A 1711-nucleotide genomic window follows, 5' to 3' on the forward strand; every position below is an offset into this window, starting at 1 on the left:
TTATAAAAACTTATTCATTGCCGTCAGTTTTAACTGACGGATAACTGAAAACACATCAACAACTGGGCTTTAGCCCAAACTTCTCCTTTGGCTAAAGCCGATATTGAATTTTCATCTTAGTATCCGTCAGCTAAAGCAGACTGGGTCGCACAGACGGCAATGAAATAACTCACTCCTTAGCCTCAGACCAAATTTTCTATTCATTGCCGTCAGTTTTAACTGACGGATAACTGAAAATATATCAACAACTGGGCTTTAGCCCAAACAAAAAAGGCAGTCTTGAAATGTCAAAACTACCTTTTAAAATTATTCTAAAAACCTCAACCCAACTTCGCCAAAGCTTCTTCCAAAGCTTTGATTTTTGTTTCGGCATCGGCCAATTTTTGGCGTTCTTTTTCGATGATTTCTGGTTTTGCATTTTGTACAAAACGCTCATTCGACAATTTTGCTTCGGTCGATTTCTTGAAACCTATGATATAATCTAAATCTTTTTGTAGAGCTGCTTTTTCTTCTTCTATATCCAAATTTTTACCTAAATCAATCGTTAGTTCATCGCCTTTGATAACGAAACTCATACCTTCGGCTTTATCGCTAACGTATTGAATATCAGAGATATTCGCCATTTTTTTGATTAAGCCCGATAAAGTTTCGTAACGTGCTTGATTTTCGGTTTTTACCGCCAATGGCAATGCTTCTTTCGGTGAAATCTGCTTGGCATTTCGAGTATTACGAACCGTCGAAACGATTTCATTTAATAACTCAAAATCAGCTAAAAGACTTTCGTTTACTTCACCACCTTGTGGAAATTGAGCCAAACAAATTGAATCATTTGTACCTCTTTCCTTAATCGACTGCCACAATTCTTCCGAAATAAACGGCATCCAAGGGTGAATCAAACGCATCAATTCATCGAAGATTTCGAGTGTTGCATCGTAGGTTTCTTGGTCGATTGGTAAGCCTTTTCCGTCAACGTAAGCTGGCTTAATCATTTCCAAATACAACGAACAGAAATCATCCCAAATGAGGTTGTAAGTACTCATCAAGGCATCCGACATTCTGAACTTATTGTAATGGTCAAGCGTCTCGGCAACTACTTTATTCATTTTGGTTTTGAACCAACTAACTGCCAATCTATTACTGATAACTGTTGACTGTTGACTGTCGACTGTTGACTGAGTTTCCCATCCCTTGATTAAACGGAAAGCATTCCAGATTTTATTACTAAAGTTACGTCCCTGCTCACATAGTTTCTCATCAAAAGGCAAGTCATTTCCTGCTGGAGAGCTAAACAACATACCTGTACGAACACCATCTGCACCGTATTTTTCAATCAATTCGATTGGGTCAGGTGAATTTCCCAATGATTTCGACATTTTACGGCCTTGTTTGTCTCTTACGATACCCGTCAAATATACATTTTTGAATGGGTATGTACCTTTATATTCATATCCCGCAATAATCATACGTGCCACCCAGAAGAACAAAATCTCAGGGGCAGTTACTAAATCATTGGTCGGGTAATAATAGTTAATATCTTCATTATCAGGGTCTTTAAAGCCATCAAAAACCGAAATTGGCCATAACCATGAACTAAACCAAGTGTCCAAAACATCTTCATCTTGCGTAAGGTCGGTTTCGCTCAAGGCAAATAACTGATATTTATCACGGGCAATTTTCAAAGCCGCTTTTTTATCTTTTGCTACGATACAAG

The 1711-nt window shown here is 38.0% G+C and carries 1 protein-coding gene; it reads right to left on the bottom strand.

The genetic code is table 11. From position 1 onward, the window contains the following. Nucleotides 1-320 precede the first annotated feature (320 nt). Nucleotides 321-1711 (bottom strand): class I tRNA ligase family protein (locus ACOVO2_RS17575; protein ID WP_421771236.1); only part of this gene is annotated, 1391 nt, incomplete at its 5' end.

Origin of the sequence: Emticicia sp. (assembly GCF_049241225.1) — a bacterium.
Taxonomy (GTDB): Bacteria; Bacteroidota; Bacteroidia; order Cytophagales; family Spirosomataceae; genus Emticicia.